This window comes from Longicatena caecimuris (assembly GCF_018406465.1).
Classification (GTDB): domain Bacteria; phylum Bacillota_I; class Bacilli_A; order Erysipelotrichales; family Erysipelotrichaceae; genus Longicatena; species Longicatena caecimuris.
In genome coordinates this window covers 1468732-1487793 of sequence record NZ_AP024510.1, presented here as the reverse complement: position 1 = coordinate 1487793, position 19062 = coordinate 1468732, and the positions used below count along the sequence as shown (strand labels likewise).

At 37.9% G+C, this 19062-nt stretch carries 21 protein-coding genes and 1 other annotated feature; of the genes, 2 read left to right on the top strand and 19 right to left on the bottom strand.

Features of this window, described 5'->3' with window-relative positions; genetic code table 11:
- From KJS44_RS06960 to KJS44_RS06930, 7 genes are all read right to left on the bottom strand, one after another.
- Positions 1 to 1653 (bottom strand): oligosaccharide flippase family protein, encoded by a 1653-nt coding sequence (locus KJS44_RS06960; protein WP_008688578.1) that lies wholly within the window; start codon positions 1651 to 1653, stop codon positions 1 to 3.
- A gap of 14 nt (positions 1654 to 1667) precedes the next feature.
- Positions 1668 to 2231, bottom strand: coding sequence for a hypothetical protein (locus KJS44_RS06955; protein WP_008688580.1), 564 nt, complete (start codon positions 2229 to 2231; stop codon positions 1668 to 1670).
- Between the two features lie 151 nt (positions 2232 to 2382).
- Positions 2383 to 2547 (bottom strand): DUF1540 domain-containing protein, encoded by a 165-nt coding sequence (locus KJS44_RS06950; RefSeq protein ID WP_008688582.1) that lies wholly within the window; start codon positions 2545 to 2547, stop codon positions 2383 to 2385.
- Between the two features lie 40 nt (positions 2548 to 2587).
- Positions 2588 to 2767 carry a sporulation protein Cse60 gene (locus tag KJS44_RS06945; RefSeq protein ID WP_008688585.1) on the bottom strand — a complete coding sequence of 60 codons (180 nt, stop codon included), beginning with the start codon at positions 2765 to 2767 and terminating at the stop codon, positions 2588 to 2590.
- A gap of 39 nt (positions 2768 to 2806) precedes the next feature.
- On the bottom strand, positions 2807 to 3658 hold the full coding sequence (gene dapA / locus KJS44_RS06940) for a 4-hydroxy-tetrahydrodipicolinate synthase (protein ID WP_008688586.1): 852 nt from the start codon (positions 3656 to 3658) through the stop codon (positions 2807 to 2809).
- Positions 3658 to 4239 (bottom strand): dipicolinate synthase subunit B, encoded by a 582-nt coding sequence (locus tag KJS44_RS06935; RefSeq protein ID WP_008688587.1) that lies wholly within the window; start codon positions 4237 to 4239, stop codon positions 3658 to 3660. Before KJS44_RS06935 ends, dapA begins: the two co-directional genes overlap by 1 nt.
- Entirely contained in the window at positions 4229 to 4999 is a 771-nt protein-coding gene (locus tag KJS44_RS06930; RefSeq protein ID WP_008688588.1) for a hypothetical protein, read from the bottom strand. Before KJS44_RS06930 ends, KJS44_RS06935 begins: the two co-directional genes overlap by 11 nt.
- 129 nt (positions 5000 to 5128) lie before the next feature.
- On the opposite strand from KJS44_RS06930, the gene KJS44_RS06925 reads away from it, so the two are divergent.
- Positions 5129 to 5701: a TetR/AcrR family transcriptional regulator gene (locus KJS44_RS06925; protein WP_008688589.1), complete on the top strand. Its 573-nt coding sequence runs from the start codon at positions 5129 to 5131 to the stop codon at positions 5699 to 5701.
- 178 nt (positions 5702 to 5879) lie between these two features.
- On the top strand, positions 5880 to 6296 hold the full coding sequence (locus KJS44_RS06920; protein WP_008688590.1) for a DUF2871 domain-containing protein: 417 nt from the start codon (positions 5880 to 5882) through the stop codon (positions 6294 to 6296).
- A 536-nt stretch (positions 6297 to 6832) separates the two neighbouring features.
- On the opposite strand, the gene tyrS is transcribed toward KJS44_RS06920, so the two are convergent.
- The 12 genes from tyrS to hemW all read right to left on the bottom strand — a co-directional run bounded on the left by tyrS (position 6833) and on the right by hemW (position 19058).
- Positions 6833 to 8056, bottom strand: coding sequence for a tyrosine--tRNA ligase (tyrS, locus tag KJS44_RS06915; RefSeq protein WP_008688593.1), 1224 nt, complete (start codon positions 8054 to 8056; stop codon positions 6833 to 6835).
- A 38-nt stretch (positions 8057 to 8094) separates the two neighbouring features.
- Positions 8095 to 8300 (bottom strand) — a binding site (T-box leader).
- A gap of 42 nt (positions 8301 to 8342) precedes the next feature.
- Complete coding sequence (locus tag KJS44_RS06910; RefSeq protein WP_008688596.1) at positions 8343 to 9338, bottom strand: LacI family DNA-binding transcriptional regulator; 996 nt, start codon at positions 9336 to 9338, stop codon at positions 8343 to 8345.
- A gap of 18 nt (positions 9339 to 9356) precedes the next feature.
- Complete coding sequence (locus KJS44_RS06905; RefSeq protein WP_008688598.1) at positions 9357 to 9890, bottom strand: hypothetical protein; 534 nt, start codon at positions 9888 to 9890, stop codon at positions 9357 to 9359.
- Entirely contained in the window at positions 9887 to 10282 is a 396-nt protein-coding gene (locus KJS44_RS06900; protein ID WP_008688600.1) for a hypothetical protein, read from the bottom strand. The genes KJS44_RS06905 and KJS44_RS06900 overlap by 4 nt, the downstream gene beginning before the upstream one ends.
- Before the next feature lie 49 nt (positions 10283 to 10331).
- The gene (gene murC / locus KJS44_RS06895; protein WP_008688601.1) at positions 10332 to 11645 is read right to left on the bottom strand and encodes a UDP-N-acetylmuramate--L-alanine ligase; all 1314 of its coding nucleotides are present in this window, start codon (positions 11643 to 11645) and stop codon (positions 10332 to 10334) included.
- Between the two features lie 18 nt (positions 11646 to 11663).
- Positions 11664 to 12419 carry a hypothetical protein gene (locus KJS44_RS06890; RefSeq protein ID WP_008688602.1) on the bottom strand — a complete coding sequence of 252 codons (756 nt, stop codon included), beginning with the start codon at positions 12417 to 12419 and terminating at the stop codon, positions 11664 to 11666.
- 19 nt (positions 12420 to 12438) lie between these two features.
- A complete protein-coding gene (locus KJS44_RS06885) occupies positions 12439 to 12777 on the bottom strand; it encodes a thioredoxin family protein (RefSeq protein WP_008688603.1) in 339 nt (112 codons plus the stop codon).
- 81 nt (positions 12778 to 12858) lie between these two features.
- Entirely contained in the window at positions 12859 to 13518 is a 660-nt protein-coding gene (gene trmB, locus KJS44_RS06880; RefSeq protein ID WP_008688604.1) for a tRNA (guanosine(46)-N7)-methyltransferase TrmB, read from the bottom strand.
- Positions 13519 to 13526: 8 nt separating this feature from the next.
- The gene (gene pepV / locus KJS44_RS06875; protein ID WP_008688606.1) at positions 13527 to 14918 is read right to left on the bottom strand and encodes a dipeptidase PepV; all 1392 of its coding nucleotides are present in this window, start codon (positions 14916 to 14918) and stop codon (positions 13527 to 13529) included.
- Positions 14919 to 15112: 194 nt separating this feature from the next.
- Positions 15113 to 17320 carry a polyribonucleotide nucleotidyltransferase gene (gene pnp, locus KJS44_RS06870; protein ID WP_008688607.1) on the bottom strand — a complete coding sequence of 736 codons (2208 nt, stop codon included), beginning with the start codon at positions 17318 to 17320 and terminating at the stop codon, positions 15113 to 15115.
- 110 nt (positions 17321 to 17430) lie between these two features.
- On the bottom strand, positions 17431 to 17697 hold the full coding sequence (rpsO, locus tag KJS44_RS06865; RefSeq protein WP_008688610.1) for a 30S ribosomal protein S15: 267 nt from the start codon (positions 17695 to 17697) through the stop codon (positions 17431 to 17433).
- A 251-nt stretch (positions 17698 to 17948) separates the two neighbouring features.
- Entirely contained in the window at positions 17949 to 19058 is a 1110-nt protein-coding gene (gene hemW / locus KJS44_RS06860) for a radical SAM family heme chaperone HemW (RefSeq protein ID WP_008688614.1), read from the bottom strand.
- Positions 19059 to 19062: the final 4 nt, after the last annotated feature.

The following is a 19062-nucleotide window of genomic DNA, read 5'->3' as shown; positions in this document are numbered from 1 at the left end:
TTATCCTCTCTTCCGTTTCTTAAATAATACAGCAAAATCCAAGTGTAATAACGTTTGTGGCAAATGGAATACATACGTGAACGCAAAGTAGCCAATACAAGAAATACCGCCAGCAAAGGCCATTTGTATAAATGCCATGCCACGTCCTGCCTCATAATTTCCACGAAGTCCTAAATGAAAGCACAGTTGTGCAAGTATCCATAAAATACCACAACCGCATAGGATGACGAAAAGTCGATGCAAGGTATATTTCCATTGAATATCATGATGTTTTGTTAGTTCATACAAACTGATGCTAATATTCAGCATAGCTGAAATCACCGTGGAAAACACTAAGCCTTGGTAGCTAAATTTTACCAGCATGATATAGCTAAGGGCAAATTTCACAACGACTTGAATTGTCGTATTGCGCACAGAATTGCGTCGTAACCCCGTAGCCACCATTAAATTGGTAACAATTGGAGTCATCGTATCTAGAAAAGCGACAATGGAAAACCAGCGAATAATCTGGGCTACTGCCGGGATGTCTTTAGCATGTTCCGGCGGAAATAGTGTAACGATCAGCGGTTCAGCAAACACATATAGGCAAAACGATACCGGTAAAGCAATATACAAAACGATATCTATGCAATCGCGGATGTTTTTACGTACCTGTTTCATATTATGTTGCGTTATGGCACTTGTAATATGGGGAATGATCGCACTGGAAAAACCTGGTGCCAATACCATGGGAATACTCATCAACTTAACAACCTTATAATTAATAGTAGATGAAATCAGGGTGATTTCACTTCCTGAAAGACCATGCCCCTTTAAACCTTTTTGTAGGAACAATGTGTTAATAATGCTATCACTATAGCCTAATAAAGCTATTAACATAAACGGTATGGATACATATAACAATTCCTTTAAAATCTCTCTGCTTTCAATCTTATTTTCAAAGGCCTGTTCATGTGCCAATCGTCGTATTTCTTTCATTCGCTTACGATCATAAAATTTAAGATGGATCATCGCCGTGATAGCTGCAACGCTCGTTGAGAAAACGCCAAAATATACAGCCCATATATGATCACCATGAAAGATATAAACAGCGATGCTGGAAGCAATCAGCACAAACGAAGCATTTGCTAGCTGTTCCAAAACTTGTGACAATGAATAGATTTCCATCTCTTTCAATCCCTGATAAAACCCACGCATACTACTCAGAATCGGCACAAAGAACAAAGCAAAACTGGAGCCGACAAATGCCCAACGTAAATCATCTGCACTTCCTGCCCCATCGTACATCATATGCGCAATTGGTTTGGAAAACAGCATAAATAACAACATCATGACAAATCCTAAAGAAATCATCAATCGCGTGCTGAGCTTTTTCACAAAAATACTTGTCTTATAATCACCTTTTGTCGTGTAACGAGCTACCAGTGTTGCTATTGCAAAAGGAAAGCCCGCCTGACATACATTTAATAAATACATGTAGAGCGATTGGGTAATCGCATAATATTCGACGTTGACATTGGTACCCAAAATATTATTGAATGGTATTGCATAAATCAGTCCAATCAATTTGGCAAAAAAGATACCAGCAGAGCTTACCAATGCTCCGGCGACGATTGACTGTTTTCTTTTTGTACTTCTTGTGTTATCCTTCATGAATAGTTTCCTCTCTAATCCACATTTGCTTTACCAGCATCTGAAGTAGTCTTTTCTCCAATTGCCGTATCCCCTTTTTCCTGCACATAATTACAGTTGAAAAAAACACGGGATTGGTTTTGCAATGTGCTGTCTTTCCAAGTCACCATCACATTGACCGTAAATTGTTTCTTTGGTGATATCGCATCTAAAATGATCATTTTAACAAAGCCTTTTTCTCCCCGCGCTTGATAGGGAATCATATTATACTGACTGTTGGCATCATCCCCTAATATCCCAATACAAGGATATACATTCGTATTAGAATCCATATTCTGATCCACTGCGATGGCCTGGATATCATACATGGCAACTTGTGGATTATACAGCTCTATTTCATATTTATAATCATCCTTTTGTTTAAATACATTCATCTTATATTCAAAGGGAATGATTTTTGATTCTATCCCCTTATTACTAACTACGGCATCAATAAAGCTCTCATATACTTTTATGCTTTCACTATCTTGATGATGCAGATTTTTACATCCGGTAAGAAATACCGTCAACAAGATGCATAAAATCGAAAGTTTACGCATGAAATCACCTCGGTTTTAATTATACCATATGTATGTGAAATGCACCATACCTGTAATATCAAGGGGCTTTTATCTGTCGATGGGAAAGTATTGATGATTGTCTTAGGAATTCGCGGAAAGAAAAAGCGATCGTATGGATCGCCTTTGTTTGTTATTTTCCGCATTTGCAACGGAAAGAACTGCATTCAGTTTCGCAACAAGCATTTGGTTCAATGCAATTGTCGCAAGTAACACTGATGGTTTCTGCTACACAATGATTGTCTTTATGATAGACACAATTGTTCACACTACATAAAATTTCGGTTTTTTTCTGCATATTTACACCTCCATCAGTAGTATGCGCAAACACTTTCATGTTATGTGCGATATATGAGTAGTGCTGAAAAGCAATATATTTGTTCTTCCTCCTGTATACTGCAGGAAGTTGAAAATTTAATATCAACTACATCGATATCCGGATTATCCTCTAAAAATGCATTGATCATATCGCTGAGATCATCCTCATGCTCCTCATCAAACACTTTGACCTGAACCATCTTCATCACCTAAGATGACTCTAACATATTCATGAAGGATTACTTGTCGATAAAAGTAGCCTGTAGTTTCTTTTTTAAATGTTCATTTTGCACTTCGATCATAGGTAATCGCAAAACATTTTGAATTTCTCCTCTTTGTGCCAAGACATATTTCACACAAGCTGGAGATGGTTCCTGAAATAACAATGTCGCTTCCTGCTTTAATTCCTTACGCAATTCGTTATCTTTACGATTGCCACATAGAAAATGCTTTAGCTTGGTAAGTGATACATGTCCAAGTACAGATACCAAACCATCCATACCCGCATCCATGCCTTCGTCAATGGTTCCATCTTCCCCGCTATATATTATGAAATGAGGATGCTCTTTTTTTAACTTTTGAACTGCTGCAAAATCATCACATGCCTGCTTTAAAGCAACAATATTCGGACATGTTGTTATTAATTTTGCGATCGTCTCTGCTTCAAGTTTCACACCTGTCCGAGATGGGATATTATAAAGCATAACATTGACAGAGCTATGTGCAGCAATGCATGCAAAATGTTCATACAATCCAGCTTGTGAAGGTCGATTATAGTACGGTGCAGCTAAAAGCACACCATCAATAGGCAGCTGTTGAACCTGATGCACAGCCCGCAAAGTATCTGCTGTACAATTTGTCCCACAGCCAAACCATATTTCTATCTCATGATGGGTTTCTTGCAAGACAAATTTCACTATTTGCGAACGTTCCTCTTCACTTAAACAAGGTGTTTCTGCTGTTGTACCACATACGATAAACCCATCCGCTCCCTCCGCCATTAAGCGGGCAATTAATGCACGCAATGCCGGATAATCAACCTCATGTTCTTTGGTAAAGGGAGTAATCAATGCTACCATCAATTTTGCCATTATACGTTTCCTCCTAATAAGATTGGTTCTATCTGTTGATCTTGAAGCGCCATATCACAGGTTTCCATTAACAGATCCCATTTGGCGACAATACTGCGTTCTTTTTGGAATGGTGCATCTTGAGCAAATGGAATGGCATAAAACCCTCGATAATTCAGCAGAGTGAAAATATTAGCACCACTAATCCCCAGGCCATCATTTGTTGCTATTCCAAAAACAATATTTTTCTTATTTCGCAGCATAGCTTTGGCAGCTAGTGTAACAGGATGATCGTAAATGCCGTGCACTAGTTTTGCACAAACAGTAGCACTCATCGGGGCAATCACCATTAGATCGTAACAATTGCATGGGCCGACCTTTTCAGCCTCTACGATTGTATGAATGATACTGTGACCACTTAAATTTACCAAGCGATTCAAAAAATCATCTGCTTTAAAGAAACGTGTATCACAAGTGTACACATTTTCACTTACCACGATTTGTACATCATTTTCCTGACATAAGATTTCCAACTGCTTTAATACTTTCGCATGATTACAAAATGAGCCACAAATACCAAATAAAATGCGCTTATTCTTCATGTAATCTCCTCCTTATATGATCTGCGATAATATTACCGGCACTGATACATGCAAAACGACCTGGCAGATTACTGATCTTGTAATAGTTCAGATGCAGACGGTGTATTTGTTCCTCATGAAACAAAACGGGTGTTGAAATATCTAAGAATAATGGTGTTTTTGACCATGAACGTATCTGCGCATCATCCAATATTTGTACCGGAGCAGTATAAATGATGACATCGCCACATTCTTTCCATTCCTTTATTGGTAAAAATTCCTTACTCATCACACAATCACGGCGTATTACGCGTACATGAGTATGAAGATTTTTTAACATTGTATAAATAGCTTTACCACAATGCCCATATCCAACAATATCGATTGTTATAGCATAAATACTTTTACAAGTATGTGAAATTAATTCATTTAAAACACCTTCTGCTGTTAAAATAGCGTTTTGTGTTATGACCTCTTCCGCATTCATATAATAATCGACTTCTACATTTAATTTTTTGGCAGCTTCATTTTCTATACCCTGGAAAACAACCATTTCTTTTCCCTGAATTTTCCAAAAGCTACTGGGAATATGCATATAGGAATTCCACATCTGTACATTATGTTCTTCATTCATTCCCTTCACTGGCAAGACAAAAGCATCCAGCTGTGGTAATGTTAAAAAGTCAGTATCTTCCTGTATCCTATAAACTACATAATCTTTTTTCAGATTATCTGCTACCTGCATCATTCTTTCATCACTACAAACCACACCGATTTTCATAGCACTCCTCCTTTACTTTTATACTATGTGAATTGTATCGATTGGTTCTATAGCATAGAAAGGTATTCTACTTGACGAGCAGCAATAACGCGTCTATAATGAACAGTGTTCATATTAGGAGGAATCATTATGAATAAGGTAGTCACATCAAAAGACGAATTATTAGAAGCTGCCGAACAAATCACCTATGAGGAAGGAATGACTCACCTCAGTATTCGCTCGCTCGCCAAAAAACTGGATATATCTGTTGGTGTAGTGTACAATTACTTTCCTTCAAAAGCCGATTTAGTATTGGCTATCATCGAAAATTTCTGGAAAAAGGTTTTTCATAAAGATCTTTGCACATTCGATGAACCCCCTTGTTTCCCTATCTTCTATGAAACCATCTATCAACGTTTAAGCGAACATATAGAGGATTTCCAAGCTGTTTTTTTAGGACAATTGCATGTATTGCGCTCAGAAGATAAGCAAAAGGGGAAAGCCTTGGAACAACAATATTTACAGCACATACAGAAAGGGTTTCTTCTTGTCCTATCTCAAGATTCGCATATTCCTGAAAGCTTATGGACAGCAACCTTTACAAAGGAAGCCTTTCTACAGTTTTTATTTGAACATATGTTGGTAGATCTCTCACATCAACGCAAAAACTGTCAATTCACAAAAGAAATGTTATATCGCTTATTATATGCGAAATCAACATAATTTCACGTTACAACGAACAAAGTTCAGCAACAATGCTTTGCAAACAATAAATAATGGAAATAGGCTTTCATATTCTCTATCTAACCATTGTTATTTTTTGAAACCCTCTCTATTAAAAAGGCGAAGCATGATAAAGCAATTCCATTATTTAGCATCATAAGAAAGGAGTTCTATCATTATGAAAAGAACAGTAAACTACGCTATACTTTATGCAATTCTCGCCATGATTGGTGGTATCTTTTATCGCGAATACACCAAATTCATGGGATTTGACGGCAGGACAACACTTGCCTTTGTACATACCCATCTCTTTCTGCTGGGAATGGTCATGTTTCTCATCGTGACATTTGCCATTCATCAATTTCATATCGAAAAACAAAAACATTATCGGCTATTTCTTATTCTCTATCATCCCGGTGTCTTATTAACTTCCCTCATGCTCTTTCTGCGCGGTATCACACAAGTAAATGGTAATGAACTAACCAATACTGTTAACGCTATGATCTCCGGTGTTTCCGGTATCGGCCATATCCTAACAGGTATCGGTCTTCTTCTTTTCCTGTTTATATTGAAAGCGAGTGTGAAAGATGCGTAAACGAATGTATATCCCTAAAAACTACCTTTTGTTACTAGCCGGCTTCATTTGGTTGCTAGCGGGTATTAATATACTAAATATCGGCTATCAATCCACTTCTGTTCTTACTTTATGGATGATGCTAGCAACGATCTTGACCTTTCTTGTTTTCTATTTTGCTATTTTTCGCAAACTCATTCATAAGCATACAAATCGAATCTTACGTTATGCCCATGCTTATATGCATATATTACAATTTTTCGATAGAAAATCATACATCATCATGTTTTGTATGATGAGCGGTGGTATTTTATTAAGAATAAGCCATGTATGGCCAACAGTATGCATAAAATCTTTTTATACCGGTATAGGTCTAGCCCTATGCATATCAGGCCTGTGTTTTATAAAGCAATTTTATCACCAGCAGCTTTCATTCACTAATAAATAAAGCACATCAGATACTATTTCTGTATGTGCTTTTTTCTCATATATATATAATCTTTCATATTGAAACGTGGGATTTCATAAGTATATCTGTTTGAAATTCTTTGTTTATCTTATTGTGTAATTACATAATAATTACGTTTCCCGCGTTTGATAATGGTTTTATTCGTTGTGATTGCATGTGTTGAGCTTACGATAAATTCACAGTCTTTTATACGTTCACCATTGATTTGAATAGAACCTTGCTTGATCCATTCTCTTGCTTCACGTTTACTACTAGCAATTTTCGCTTGTACTAAGACATCAAGTAACGGCATATGATCATCCACTGCGATACTATCAAAACCATGCAACGCATCCTCGAGTTCATCGCTGGTTAAATCTTTAATATTTCCTTTGAAGAAAGCATTCGTAATTTTTAATGCTTTTTCATATTCCTCTTCACCATGCAAATCAATAACGACGGCTTTCGCAAGTGCCTTTTGTGCTTCTCTGCGTCCCGCATCTATCTTTGTCTTTTCTTCTAAATCTTCAATTTCTTCGCGGCTTAAGAAGGTCAATGTCTTTAAATATTCAATAACCTTACTATCTTCACTATTCACCAAGAACTGATACAGTTCATAAGAAGATGTTTTATTTTTATCCAGCCAAATCGCCTTGCCTTCGCTTTTGCCAAACTTTGTTCCATCCGCCTTAGTTACCAATGGCATTGTAAACCCATATGCTTCTTTACCTAATTTCTTACGAATCAATTCAATACCGGCTGTGATATTCCCCCACTGATCTTGTCCTGCTACTTGCATGATACAGTTGCGGTTTTCATACAAATGCATAAAATCCAACGCCTGTAAGATCATATAAGAAAATTCTGTATACGTAATTCCTTCATCCAATCGACGAGCAACAATATCTTTATTCAACATATAATTAATGTTAAAATATTTCCCATAATCGCGCAAGAAATCCAAAGTATTGATATCCTTAATCCAATCGTAGTTATTTACAACTTCAAAGCCAAATACATCCTGCGCCTGTTTCTTTAGACATGCAAAGTTATGCGCAACTTCATCTTTTGATATCATAGCGCGTTCTGCTGTTGGCTTAGGGTCGCCAATTAACCCTGTTCCTCCACCAACTAACAAAATCGGATTGTGCCCTGCCTGTTTTAAACGCTTAGAAATTAAAAAGGATGAATAATGTCCAATATGCAAGCTGTCTCCGGTAGGATCAGTACCAATATAAAAAGTGACCTTTTCATTATTCAGCATGTTTTCAATTTTCGGTGAGCTGCAATCTTTAATTAAGCCTCTCCATACCAATTCTTCATAAATATTCATAGTCTATTCCTTTCTCAGCCATTAAAAAAGCGTCCTTATCCAAGGACGCCGTTTTTTATTTGCGTGGTACCACCTTAGTTCCTCATAACATGAGGCTCTCAAGCTCATAACGTGAGCATACGGCTTTACTTTTCATAAAGCAGCTCCAAGGTGTATTCCATAAGTTCCTGACTGCGGCTTTTCACCAGCCAGCCGCTTCTCTGTGCTCATTTCCTTATGTACTCTTTCTTATCATAGCTGTTGTAGTATTAAGTATAATGTAATTTTTTACTTTGTCAAGCAATGATTACTTGGTTGATTTACGTGGAGTGAAAATATAGCTCAATTCGATTTCTTTATCTGGAACATCATTTTCATCCGTTAGCATCTTTGTCAATAAACGCATAGCAACAGCACCTAAATCATAATCTGGAATTTTAAAGCCAGAAATCTGAGGGCGTGCCATAGAGTTATATTTACTATCTAAGATACATACCAATTCCACATCATCCGGAATATTCATTCCTGCTTCTTTCACGGTGTTCATAACCGCCATAGCTTGAGAATCACGATACGTAATGACGACATCATAAGGGACGCCATCCTTCACATATTCTTTCAAAAATAAGTAAGAGGAACGATATTCCTTAGGAATTTCAATATAGCCGTCAAATTCCATACCGTTTTCTTTATAAGCACGTGATAATCCATCACGAAGTTGTTTGATCATTGCTGGATTCTTACGATCCTCAATCAATGCCAAACGTTTTTTCCCTTTTGCGATGCAATCCATTGCATAATCATAAACAAGGCTGGAGTAATCCACATAAACAGAACCAACAGTTTCATCACTCATCTTATTACCGATGACAACAATGGGAACTTGATATTTTGTTAACTGATTCAATTCTTCCTTATTTAGCTTATCATTGAAAATCACAACACCATCCACACGGGATTTGATGATATTTTCAATAATATCATTCATTTCAGTAATGCCTTCCGTCGTTGTATGCAGCATCAGATTATATTTATAAATTTTTGCCACATCAATCAAACCATTAATAATCTGTCCCGTATAGAAATAGCTTGCTTCTGGTACGATCAGAGCAATCGTCGTCGTTTTCTGAAGTGCCAATCCTTGAGCAATCGCATTCGGTTTATAGCCTAATTTTTCAATTGCCTCCTGCACTTTCACACGTGTGTCTTCACGGACAACTTCAGAACCGTTGATAACACGGGAAACGGTTGCCAGTGAAACATCTGCTTCTTTTGCTACATCATAAATGGTAATTCGTTTCATAACACTTATCCCTTCTGACTAATCGTCTTCATCCTTCGTGTCTAAGACACGTTGTAACCCTTCAAAGGCTTTTTCCGCTGCTTTCAGCGTACCCTTTTTTAGCTTCTTTACATTCTTCTTAACGCGCTCATCTTCACGAATAGCACTAACCGTGTCCGTAATGGTATCCATCGTTTTCACAACATAGTCCTTCTTCATAAGCTCATCTACACCATCACTGAATGCATTCGTCACTTTGCCCGTCATTTCATTCAGTTTTTCCTTGCCATTTTTTACATCCTCACGCTGATTAAAGGCTGCTACTTTCTGTTTCGTTGTTTCCAATAACAAGGCCGTATCAGTCTTCAGTTTTTCTAAACGCTGTGTTGTTTCCTGCGCATTCACATTATTTTTTATCCACTGACGAAATTCTGCGTACATCCGACTTAGTTCTATTTTGGCATCCGCAAAAATTGAAGAGGCATTTTCATTATCCTCGTCATCTTCCATTTGAATAATGGTATAACGCGTTTCTTTTTCCATGTCATCAACATGCTGGCTTTCATCGCTCATGAAGTATGCACCTCCTGCTCACAGGCTTCTTCCTGTTGCTCATCGCTGCCATCTTTTCCCATATGATGTAAAATCCAATCTTTAATCAAAGAGAAATTTTCAATCACCATCACCATCGTACTGCGAACAGCATGTTTGCTTGCTTCATGCACACTGTCAACAGTCTCACTTAATTCATTTAAAGTCTGTAAAGGCTTTTCCAGTGTTTCCAATTCTTTGTTTGTCGTATCGAGTGTTTTTTTCATACTGATCACTGCTTCATTCGCACTTTTTAATAACACGATCAGATGCCTGACAAAGATAACCAGAAATATCAGGACGATAACACCTACAATCGGTAATGCCTTAGCGGCAACATTACTCGTTAATTCCAATAACTGATCTAAACCCATAGAAACACCTCTTTTTATATTTTACCTTATTTTGTAAACATTTACAAGTTTACTGAAAACTTTTTACAATATTTTTTAATTTATAAATATCTTTACTGCTCATAAACAGATATACTGCAGGGCCGCGATCTGCTAAAAACTTAGCCGCTGTTTCATCTTCTTGAATCACTTGAGCATGCGCGCAACGATCTGCTAAATCTTGTATCGTAATATTGATTCCTGGCTCTTTTGCGGCATTTTCAGGAAAATGGCATAAATATGTCTCGTCAGCTTGATCTAATTCTTGGGCAAAACGATCCATAAAATAATAGATACGAGAATAACGATCCGGTTTAAATATCGCAATGATTTTTTTATCAGGATACTTAATGCGAGCAGCCTCAATCATATACTTAACAGCAGTTGGATGATGTGCATAATCATCAATATACACATTACCATTTTTTTCTTCTATCGTAAAACGGCGTTTTACTCCCGGAAAACTTGCCAATCCTTCCTGTAACACTGCCGGTTGTAATCCTTCCATGATTCCTAAAGCGATTACCCCTAGGCTGTTCCACAATAAAGGTTTCCCAACAAACGGTAATTTAAAACTGCCAAAGTACGCTTTTTTATATAAAACATCAAAAGACATACCTTCTTCATTTTGTATAACATGAACAGCTTGTACGTCATTGTCATCCTGTAAACCATAATACAAATGCTTCGTTTTGACGTGCAGGCGACGCACTTCTTCATCATCACCAAACAGTACAATACCTTTTTTTACTTGATTGGCAAAGGTTTCAAATGCATCGCGATAATCTTCCATATTTTTATAATAATCCACATGATCCAATTCAATATTCGTAATGATCGCGTATTGCGGTTTATAAGCCAAAAAGTGACGCTGATATTCACAGGATTCTAAGACAAAATATTCACCATCATCCGGCATATCTCCTGTACCATCACCAATCAAAAAACCAGTTGGTGCTACTTCGGCCATCACATGAGAAATCATGCCTGTCGTTGTGGTCTTACCATGGGTACCGGCAACACTGATACTTGTATATTCTTCGACCAACTGCCCTAAAAAATCATGATACCAGTATACCTGCACTTTTCCTTGCTTGGCCAATTCCATGGCTTTTTTCACTTCCGGATTGCTTTCATTAAAAGCATTGCCAATGATGATTGTCATTCCTTCTTTAATGTTATTCTCATCAAAATGGTAAATCGGAATATGTCGTTCCTCTAAAGGTTTTTGGGTAAAGATATATTTATCAATATCCGAACCGCTCACTTGTTCATGGCGGTCAAAGACGATCGTAGCTAAAGATGCCATACCGCTTCCCTTGATACCAATAAAATAATATTCCATATTACGTTTACACTCCCTTTATTTTTCCGTTACATCTTTTATATTAGATTCAGCCTCTTTGATTGGCGTAGAATCGCCAAACAGCGAAATTTGCAACAAATCTTCAGTATCCGTATCATCATCTGCTAAAATAGCTTCCAAGGGTAACGTATGTTCTTCCTCTTCTTCTACCTTTTGTAATAAATCTGCCGGCATTTCTTGTGATGAAAGCTCATCCCTTGTTTCCGTCATGATGATTTCTTCCTGCTTACTTTTGGCTTTTTCTTCAATATCTTTTTTCGCTTCTTCTTCAAATTCTTCCAATTCATTCACACCATAATACGGTGATATAATTGTCCCTAACGGATTTTCCTTACGTTTGCGAGCGCGTGGCATATTGACATTAGGTGTCTTCGTTGAAGTCTTCGCTTTTGCGTTTTCTTCTTTCGCTCCAAAAATCGGCGAAATCACCGGTGTAAACTCATATTCTTTCTTTTCTTCTTTTTTCATAACAGGTCGACTTTTTATTGTCTCTTTTGGTTGTTTTACTTCTTTTGCTGGTTCTTTTTTTGTCTCTAAATCAATACTGACAAACTTTCTCGTCTCCTGCTTGATTGGCGTCTGTTCCTTTTTAACACTTTCTAGATCCGCTTGTTTCGGCGTATTTTGCGGTTCTTTATCCACTGTTTTTGCTTCTTTCTCTTTTAAAGAAATTGCTTCCAAATCATCTTCTGCAATGATATCTGCCTCTGTTTCTTCAAACAGAAAGGAAGTAACTTTTTTCCATAACGACATTTTCCTCACCCTTTCTGCGTCATTGATTTACTTGATTCAAGAATTGTTCTATTTCTTCTCTTGTCTTGCGCTGCTTCGATACAAACCGATTACTTTCTTTCCCATTTAGATAAATGACAAAGCTAGGTATGCCCATGATCATCAAGTCTACACATACATCCATGCATTGATCACGGTCAACATAGTAAAAGGTAAAGCCTTTTGCCGTATATTCTTTTACGACGTCTTCAAAAAAGCCTTCTAAAAAACGACAGTCAGGACACCAATTCGCAGAAAAGACAAAGACATTTTTGCCTTCGCTGGCACATGCTTTATAAAACGCTTCTGCATTGTTAATTACATTCATATATTCTTTCATGGTATGACTCCTTTTGTTGAACCGTTTACATGTTCTTATTATAGCATCATTCGATGAAAATTTACTTTTTATTTTCATTATTTATGCATTCTTTTCATTCATAGGATGTTTCTTCCAAATGGCACGATAAATAGGCTGCCCTTTTTCCATGAAGCGATGCTCATATTCCGTAATTACATCTTCATCATGAGCAACACGGCGAAAATCCACACTGAAATCATGAAGAAACCAACCTGCATTTTGGAATTCTATTATACTATATTCAAATAATGAGCTATTATCTGTTTTCATCTGAATTTCCCCATCATCTGCCAAGATTTTCGCATATTGGGCAATAAATTTATGATTTGACAATCGCTTTTTATGTGCTCGTTTTTTAGGCCAAGGATCACTGAAATTCAAATGGATGACTTGAATTTCACCTTCTGCAAACCAAGAAGCAAGCTGCTCAGCATCATCGTTGATGAATCGCATATGTGCTTTTTCTTTTTCTTGTTTTGTATATTTACGTACCGCCAGAGCAGCTACATTGTTATTTTTCTCAACACCGATCCAACCGTATTCTGGATATTGCAAAGCCATCTTTGTCCAATAATCCCCTTTGCCACAGCCAATCTCTAAATGTAGCACATCACGTTTTAGCGTTTCTTTCCATTTGCCTTGCAAAGCAGCGGGTTCTTTAATAACGACATCCTGCTCCTTTAAAAAGTCTTCTGCCCATGGTAATTTTCGCATTCTCATAGATCGTCCTACTTCTTTCCCAGCTTTTCCACAGCTGCTGTATAAATAGCGATAGAAGTCATTAAATCTTCTAGTTTTACCCCTTCATCTTTTTGATGACATCCTCCGACATATAATCCTTCAGGAATCTCGGTTTTCGGAAACTCAGGTCCAAAGGCGACAAAGTTTTTAAATTTCTTCGCATAGGTACCTCCGCCAATTGTCTTATTTGGTGTAAAGGTGTCCTTGCTGTATTCTTGATATACTTCACTTAATGTACTTACCAAGGTAGATTGTGGATCAACAAACAAAGGTTTTGTATCGTGTTCTAATAGTACATCTAAAGCATATTGACGTTTTTCGGCACTTTTTTTCATATTATCTATGATCAGATTTGCATCCGCATCATTTGGATAACGGATATCAATGGTAATATCCGCCTTTCCATCAGCAATATGAATGATCCCGGTATTCATTGTCAAAAATCCCATATAAGCGCCCTCAATGGCAATATTCAATGGTTTTCCCTGCCAATCATGCAGCAGTGCATACGTATCATACGCAAATTTATCCTGCATAGCACTTCCTACAAAATTCAAGAGATGCAAACCAGCATTTACTCCATTGTATGGCATCGCTGCATGTGCGGATACCCCCTCCATGGTTAAAACAGCTTGTTTTCCATCATAGGCAACACTGCCTTTTAACCCATTCGATTTTAGGTAAAAATCAAACATATCCATATAGGCATCGTTCCATTTATCCACGCATAAACTAGCTTTACCGATGACGATATTTGGACGTTCACCGGCATGCATGCTGGTTATACACGTTTGCACATCGCCTTTTAACCTAACATGCAAGCCGCCTTTTTCACCATAAATCACAGGAAAATCAGCATCGGGTGTAAAGCCCATAGTAGGTATTTCTCCATGTTGTGTATAATACTTCATGCATTCCATTCCCGTTTCTTCATTGCACCCTAAGATCAACATGATCTTGCGATCCAATTGGATACCTTTATCTTTTAACATCTTTAAGGCATAAAAACCCGCCATAGCAGGACCTTTATCATCCAAAGCCCCTCTGCCAAACAAATAGCCTTGTTCAATTTCTCCTCCATAAGGATCTTTGGTCCAGCCATCACCTAAAGGGACAATATCCAAATGTGCTAATACACCAACACTTTCCGTACCTTCACCATAGCTGATCACGCCAGCATAGCCATCATAATCCTTTACTTCAAAGCCTTCCTTACGTCCCAGCTCTAACATATAATCCAAAGCTTTGCGGCACCCTTCGCCAAAAGGAGCACCTGCTCGAGCACTTGCTTTATCTTCTATTGAAGCAATGGCAATCAAGCCTCTTAAATCACGAATAAAATCTTCTTTATATGTTTCCAATTCCTGTAACCAGTTCATGTTTTTCACCTCGCATATTATTTTATCATAAAGCGAATTGAATACCTACGCTTTTTTTCATAAATTTTCATTAAGATGACAAATTGGTTGTAACCTTTGCAGCCCCTTTTTTTGCTGCTTTGTACCTATCGTGTAAGAAATATCCATCCACAAAAAAAAGGACAAGTGTATAACACTGTCCTCACGTATTCACCTTATGATTCTACAGCCGGTGTTTCTTCTTTTTTTGTTTCAACCGTTTCTTCTGCAGGTACTTCATCTTTTTTCACAAGCTGTTTTTCTTCTTTTTTAGGTCTTGGCAATAATGCTTTCGCACTGACATTGACACGTCCGCGATCATCGATTTCCATCACCTTAACTTTTATGGTATCACCAATATTCAGCTTGTCTTCAACCTTTTCAACACGCTCATGACAAATCTTTGAGATATGCAATAAGCCATCTGTACCCGGGAACAGATTTACAAAGGCTCCGAATTTTTCAATACGTACAACCTTACCTTCGTAAATATCACCGACTTTTGCAACACGTACAATGTCACGGATCATATTCGCAGCTTTGGTAATAGCCTCTCGGTTCATATGATAGATGACCACATGTCCATCGTCTTCAATATCAATTTTGACCTCATCGCAAGCTTCGATGATCTTATTAATCATCTTACCATTAGGTCCAATGACTTCGCGAATCTTTTCTGGGTCAATATAGAATTGTTCGATCTTAGGTGCATATGTACCAACATCTTCACGTGGTTTATCAATAGCAGTCATCATATTTTCCAGAATCTGTGCACGCGCACCTTTGGCCTGTGACAAAGCTTCCCGGAAGACATCTTCTGTAATACCAGCAACTTTGATATCCATCTGCAGTGCTGTAATACCTTCACTTGTTCCCGCTACCTTAAAGTCCATATCGCCAAAATGATCTTCCATACCCTGAATATCGGTCAATACGGTATACTTCCCGCTATCCTCGTCCATGATCAAGCCCATTGCAATACCCGCAACAGGTGCCTTAATAGGAACTCCAGCAGCCATCAAAGACATTGTGCCGGCACAGATAGATGCCTGCGAACTAGAACCGTTTGATTCCAAAACTTCCGCTACTGTACGAATCGTATATGGGAATTCTTCTTCACTAGGCAATACCTGTGATAAAGCACGTTCTCCCAAAGCACCATGACCGATTTCACGACGGCCTGGATTGCCCATTCTTCCTGTTTCACCAACAGAATATGGTGGGAAATTGTAATGATGCATAAAACGTTTATATTCTACATCGGTAACATCATCAATGATCTGATTATCATTCATCGGACCTAACGTCGTTACCGATAATACCTGTGTTTCCCCACGTGTAAACAACGCACTGCCATGCACTCTTGGTAAAATATCAACCTGTGAATCCAATGGACGGATTTCATCAATCTTACGTCCATCTGGGCGTACTTTATCTTCAATGATCAAACGACGTACTTCATTTGCCTCAATGCCATGACAGATTTCTTTTACCTGCTTCAAAGCTTTGGCTTTTGCACTCTCTGATGCATATTCTTTTTCTTCAAAGCGAGCTAGCGCTGCTTCTGTTAATTCATCAATCTTACCATAGCGCTCCAATTTCTTTTCAATAGACACCGCTGCGCGAATATCGGCTTCAAAGTTTTCCCGTACTTCCTGATCAATTGCTTCATCTACAGTATACAGTGTTACTTCCATTTTCTCTTTACCGATAGCTGCCGCAATTTCTTCTTGGAAAGCAACTAATTTTTTAATATGTTCATGACCGAACATGATAGCTCCAAGCATAGCGTCTTCATCGACTTCTTTTGCTCCAGCCTCTACCATGTTTACAGCATATTTTGTACCGGCAACAGTCAAGTGAATATCACTTTTTTCTAATTGTTCCGGTGTTGGATTAATGACATATTCGCCATCTACACGTCCAACGATTACTCCGGCAATCGGACCATTGAAAGGAATATCCGATACACATAATGCCAAAGATGCTCCGAACATTGCAGTCATTTCCGGTGTGCATTCCTGATCAACAGAAAGCACCGTATTCACAACCTGTACCTCATTACGGAAACCTTCCGCAAATAAAGGACGAATCGGACGATCGATCATACGAGCCGTCAATGTTGCATGTTCACTAGGTCTTCCTTCTCTTCTTAAAAAGCCTCCGGGAATCTTACCAACAGAATATAGTTTCTCTTCAAATGAAACAGTCAATGGAAAGAAATCGATCCCTTCTTTTGCCTGTTTGCTGGCAGTAGCTGTTGATAAAACAACGGTGTCATTATATCTTACCAGAGCACTTCCTCCGGCCTGTTTTGCTACTTCTCCAGTTTCTACTGTGAGCACCCGCCCACAGAACTCTAAACGAAATGTTTGTTTAGCCACGTTTTTCACCTCTTAATTTTTCTATCTTTTAAATGATATCATAAATTAAACACTTAGGAAAGAAAAAAAGCCGCAAATTCATGCGACTTTCTGTTTCCTTTACAAATAAATTACTTACGCAGTCCTAAGCGAGCGATCAGTTCTTTGTAACGGTTCAGGTCTTTGTTCTTTAAGTATGTTAATAAGTTTCTACGACGACCTACCATTTTCATCAAACCTCTTTGAGAATGGTAATCGTGCTTATGTTCTTTGAAGTGTTCTGTCAGCTGATTGATTCTAGCTGTTAATACAGCGATCTGAACTTCTGGAGAACCTGTATCCCCTTCAAATCTTGCATACTCTTTCATGATTGCCTGTTTTTCGCTTTTTAATAACATGTTATTTCCTCCTGTATTTTCATAATGTTTCATACTGAGTGAGCCGTCGAGGAATACACGTGCAGACCAAGTATAAAACCTTGTTAATAATAGCATACTCCCTACCGTATCGCAAGTGTTTTTCAATATTTTTGCACTTCATTTTATACGTCATTGCATTATTTCTTTGCTCTTTGCAAGCATTTTAATATCCTTTTCTGTATTATCTCTTACCTAAAGTAAAAAACGCTTGATTTTCATGCATATCTTATTTATCCATGTGCTTTATCATCACCTAAAAACTCTACCAACACATCATTCAATAGATGAAAGCCTCTTTCACTTGCCCAAATTTTCTCTTCATCTACTAAAAGCAAGCCTTTCTCTTTTTGTTTTTCGATTATTGACCCATATACTTCGCTGATATCCTTTCCAAAACGCTCAAAAAAAGCTTGTCGGGAAATACCCTGTTTCATTCGTAACGACATCATGATCATCTCAAACATCTGAGCCTTCGTATCTAGCTTTTCATATACTGAAGATGCCCCTTGTTGCAGATAGGTTTCTAAATTGCTTGTGTTTTCATAGCGACCTCGCTTGTCTTTTCCACTAGCTCCACAGCCAATGCCATAAAAATCTTCATATCGCCAGTAAACTTGATTATGTAAAGAGGCATACTTGGGCTTTGCAAAATTGCTGATTTCATATTGTTGAAAACCATATTGTTGTAACAAGGTTATCGCAAGATCATACATATCCGCCTCTATATCCTCATCAATATTCTGTATACCTTGACGACCAAATTCCGAATGAGGTTCTATTGTCAGTCCATACAAAGAAATATGCTGAATGGGAAAGGATGATACGATGGTATGTAAATCTTCCTCCCACATAGCCAAGCTTTGCTTAGGTAAACCATAGATCATGTCAATAGAAATATTATGAATACCATGTGCATGAATACGTTTTATACAAGCAAGGACATCTTCGCTCGTATGATGACGATGCATCTGATTCAGCAAAGATGGTTGCAAGCTTTGCACTCCCAGAGAAATACGATTCACGCCATAACGCTGACATATATCTAACTTTTCATCCGTTAAGGATTCAACATTGGCCTCGATCGTATATTCGTTTACTTCTTTTGTATAAGGAACTAGTAAGGATAATAGTGTTTCCAGTTGTTGCGGCTGTAATGCACTCGGTGTCCCACCACCAATATACATCGTCGTTAGCGGTGATAACTTTTTTATCGTCAATTCCTTTGCTATCGCCGCCAACCATTTTTCGGCAAGCCCAACATGATAACGGCATCGAAAAAAATCACAATAGGCGCAGATATCCTGACAAAATGGCACATGTAAATAAGCAGCTTTGCACATAAGG

What these genes read in the sequence shown, in the direction of transcription:
- KJS44_RS06960 (WP_008688578.1), bottom strand. Translation starts at nt 1,653, where the DNA reads ATGAAGGATAACACAAGAAGTACAAAAAGAAAACAGTCAATCGTCGCC.
- KJS44_RS06955 (WP_008688580.1), bottom strand. Translation starts at nt 2,231, where the DNA reads ATGCGTAAACTTTCGATTTTATGCATCTTGTTGACGGTATTTCTTACC.
- KJS44_RS06950 (WP_008688582.1), bottom strand. Translation starts at nt 2,547, where the DNA reads ATGCAGAAAAAAACCGAAATTTTATGTAGTGTGAACAATTGTGTCTAT.
- KJS44_RS06945 (WP_008688585.1), bottom strand. Translation starts at nt 2,767, where the DNA reads ATGGTTCAGGTCAAAGTGTTTGATGAGGAGCATGAGGATGATCTCAGC.
- dapA (WP_008688586.1), bottom strand. Translation starts at nt 3,658, where the DNA reads ATGGCAAAATTGATGGTAGCATTGATTACTCCCTTTACCAAAGAACAT.
- KJS44_RS06935 (WP_008688587.1), bottom strand. Translation starts at nt 4,239, where the DNA reads ATGAAGAATAAGCGCATTTTATTTGGTATTTGTGGCTCATTTTGTAAT.
- KJS44_RS06930 (WP_008688588.1), bottom strand. Translation starts at nt 4,999, where the DNA reads ATGAAAATCGGTGTGGTTTGTAGTGATGAAAGAATGATGCAGGTAGCA.
- KJS44_RS06925 (WP_008688589.1), top strand. Translation starts at nt 5,129, where the DNA reads ATGAATAAGGTAGTCACATCAAAAGACGAATTATTAGAAGCTGCCGAA.
- KJS44_RS06920 (WP_008688590.1), top strand. Translation starts at nt 5,880, where the DNA reads ATGAAAAGAACAGTAAACTACGCTATACTTTATGCAATTCTCGCCATG.
- tyrS (WP_008688593.1), bottom strand. Translation starts at nt 8,056, where the DNA reads ATGAATATTTATGAAGAATTGGTATGGAGAGGCTTAATTAAAGATTGC.
- KJS44_RS06910 (WP_008688596.1), bottom strand. Translation starts at nt 9,338, where the DNA reads ATGAAACGAATTACCATTTATGATGTAGCAAAAGAAGCAGATGTTTCA.
- KJS44_RS06905 (WP_008688598.1), bottom strand. Translation starts at nt 9,890, where the DNA reads ATGAGCGATGAAAGCCAGCATGTTGATGACATGGAAAAAGAAACGCGT.
- KJS44_RS06900 (WP_008688600.1), bottom strand. Translation starts at nt 10,282, where the DNA reads ATGGGTTTAGATCAGTTATTGGAATTAACGAGTAATGTTGCCGCTAAG.
- murC (WP_008688601.1), bottom strand. Translation starts at nt 11,645, where the DNA reads ATGGAATATTATTTTATTGGTATCAAGGGAAGCGGTATGGCATCTTTA.
- KJS44_RS06890 (WP_008688602.1), bottom strand. Translation starts at nt 12,419, where the DNA reads ATGTCGTTATGGAAAAAAGTTACTTCCTTTCTGTTTGAAGAAACAGAG.
- KJS44_RS06885 (WP_008688603.1), bottom strand. Translation starts at nt 12,777, where the DNA reads ATGAAAGAATATATGAATGTAATTAACAATGCAGAAGCGTTTTATAAA.
- trmB (WP_008688604.1), bottom strand. Translation starts at nt 13,518, where the DNA reads ATGAGAATGCGAAAATTACCATGGGCAGAAGACTTTTTAAAGGAGCAG.
- pepV (WP_008688606.1), bottom strand. Translation starts at nt 14,918, where the DNA reads ATGAACTGGTTACAGGAATTGGAAACATATAAAGAAGATTTTATTCGT.
- rpsO (WP_008688610.1), bottom strand. Translation starts at nt 17,697, where the DNA reads ATGTTATTAAAAAGCGAAAAACAGGCAATCATGAAAGAGTATGCAAGA.
- hemW (WP_008688614.1), bottom strand. Translation starts at nt 19,058, where the DNA reads ATGTGCAAAGCTGCTTATTTACATGTGCCATTTTGTCAGGATATCTGC.